The organism is Actinomycetospora sp., from assembly GCF_055612215.1.
In genome coordinates this window covers 1-2054 of record NZ_JBVPVA010000355.1, presented here as the reverse complement: position 1 = coordinate 2054, position 2054 = coordinate 1, and the positions used below count along the sequence as shown (strand labels likewise).

The window sequence follows — 2054 nt, the reverse complement described above, 5'->3', positions numbered from 1 at the left end:
GGCACGGCCCGGCGCGGGGTGCCGCCGATGCCGGTGGTGGACGCGCTCGTCAGCACGGCGGAGACGGTGCGCCCCGGCCCGGGGCCGCTGTGCGGGGCCCCGCCGGAGGAGGTCGGCGTGATCACGCGCTGGCTGGAGCGGCCGGGCACCCGCATGGTGCGCACGACGACGCCGTGGGCGGTACCGGCACGCGGGGCGGGCGCCTGGTCGGCGTGGGTCTCGCAGGCCCGCGACGCCGGGCGCGGGGCGTCCGGGCCGGTGGCGGACCCGGAGCCGCCGTCGGGGCCTAGAGTTCCCGCCGGACCCGGTCGGGCCCCGGCCCCGCCGCGCCGGGCGTCCGCCGACGCCACCCACGCCGACCGCCGACCGCGGCGCCGACCCAGGGAGCCCCCGTGATCACGGCCATCGTCATGATCCACGCGAACGCCGACCGGATCCCCGAGACCGCGCAGGCGATCGCGGACCTCGACGGGGTCGCCGAGGTCTACTCCTGCGCCGGCGACGTGGACCTGATCGCGATGGTGCGGGTGCGGGAGCACGAGGAGCTGGCCGACGTCATCGCGGGCAACCTGAGCCGTGTGCCCGGGGTGCGGACCACCTCGACGCACATCGCGTTCCGCTCGTACTCCGCGGGCGACACCGACGCCGCCTTCGCGGTCGGGCTCGACTAGCCGGCGTGACCCGGGACGACTAGCCCCGGGACTCCCCACGCAGCCGCGTCGCGACCGCGGCCCAGCGCTCGAGCAGCGCCGCCGCGGCCCCGGCGTCGACGGCGGCCGCCGCCCGCTCCCGGCCGCGGCCGACCGCCTCGTGCAGCTCGCCCGGAGTGCCGGTCTCGGCCTCCTCGTAGGCCGCGAGCGCGGCCCCGGCGTTGAGCAGCACCGCCTCGCGCACCGGCCCGGGCTCCCCGGCGAAGACCGAGTGGGCGGCGCGGGCGTTGACTGCCGCGTCGCCGCCGCGCAGCTCGCCCGTCACCGACACCGGCACGCCGATCCGCGTGGGGTCGAGGGTCTCGACGGTGACCCCCGCCGGCCCGGCGCGCCAGACCGTCGTGGTGGTCGTCGTGGTGATCTCGTCGAGCCCGTCGTCGCCGCGCACCACGAGGGCGGTGTCACCGCGGCCGGCGAGCACCCCGGCGAGCACGGGCGCGAACCGCACGTCGGCGCAGCCGATCAGGGCCGCGGCGGGACGCGCGGGGTTGGTGAGCGGACCGAGCAGGTTGAACGCCGTCGGGACGCCGATCTCGCGGCGCACCCCGCCGACGTGGCGCATCGCGGGGTGGAAGGTCTGGGCGAAGCAGAACCCGATGCCGACCTCGTCCACGCTCGCCGCGACGGCGTCGGGGCCGAGGTCGATCGGCACGCCGAGCGCCTCGAGCAGGTCGACCGACCCGCACGCCGACGACGCGGCGCGCCCGCCGTGCTTGACCACCCGCGCGCCCGCTGCCGCCATGACGACCGCGGCCATCGTCGAGATGTTCACCGTGTGGGCCTGGTCGCCGCCGGTGCCGACGATGTCGACGACGACGCCGGGGACGGTCACCGTCCGCGCGTGCGCCCGCATCACCTCGGCGAGGCCGCCGATCTCCTCGGCCGTCTCGCCCTTGGCGCGCAGCGCCACCGCGAAGGCGGCGACCTGGGCGGGCGAGGCCTCCCCCGACATCATGCGGTCCATCGCCCACGACGCCTCGCGCCCGGACAGGTCCTCCCCGCGCAGCAGCCGGCCGAGCAGGGACGGCCACGTCGGCGCCGCGGGGGCGGCTGCGTCGGGCTCCGTCCCCGTCGGGGCCGTCCCGGCGGGGGACATCCCGGCGGTCACCCCCGGGCGGCCGGGACCGGGTGCCCGGCGCGGAGCACGTCGGCGACGGTGCGGGCGGCGGTCACCGGGTCGAGCGGCTGCACCAGCACCGCGTCGGCCTGGGACCACGTAGCGAGCCACCGGTCGTCCTCGCGCCGCACCACGACGATCACCGGCGCCGGGTCGGTCCGCTCGTTCTTCAGCTGCCGGCAGACGCCCATGCCGCCGGTCGGCTGCGCCTCGGCGTCCAGCACGGC

The 2054-nt window shown here is 78.3% G+C and carries 2 protein-coding genes and 2 pseudogenes; 2 read left to right on the top strand and 2 right to left on the bottom strand.

What is annotated here, in order from left to right:
* Both AC0CYZ_RS10165 and AC0CYZ_RS10160 read left to right on the top strand, forming a co-directional pair.
* A pseudogene (locus AC0CYZ_RS10165) lies at positions 1-396 on the top strand (DEDD exonuclease domain-containing protein); the annotation flags it as partial.
* On the top strand, positions 393-671 hold the full coding sequence (locus AC0CYZ_RS10160) for an Lrp/AsnC family transcriptional regulator (RefSeq protein WP_472214848.1): 279 nt from the start codon (positions 393-395) through the stop codon (positions 669-671). The pseudogene AC0CYZ_RS10165 and the gene AC0CYZ_RS10160, both read left to right, overlap by 4 nt.
* Positions 672-690: 19 nt before the next feature.
* Here AC0CYZ_RS10160 and trpD read toward each other — a convergent pair whose 3' ends face one another.
* Positions 691-1806 carry an anthranilate phosphoribosyltransferase gene (gene trpD / locus AC0CYZ_RS10155; protein ID WP_472214846.1) on the bottom strand — a complete coding sequence of 372 codons (1116 nt, stop codon included), beginning with the start codon at positions 1804-1806 and terminating at the stop codon, positions 691-693.
* 8 nt (positions 1807-1814) lie between these two features.
* Positions 1815-2054, bottom strand: a pseudogene (locus AC0CYZ_RS10150) (hypothetical protein); the annotation flags it as partial.

Bases quoted from the DNA above. Each gene is read 5' to 3' on its own strand.
- trpD (WP_472214846.1), bottom strand. From the start codon at position 1,806: ATGTCCCCCGCCGGGACGGCCCCGACGGGGACGGAGCCCGACGCAGCC.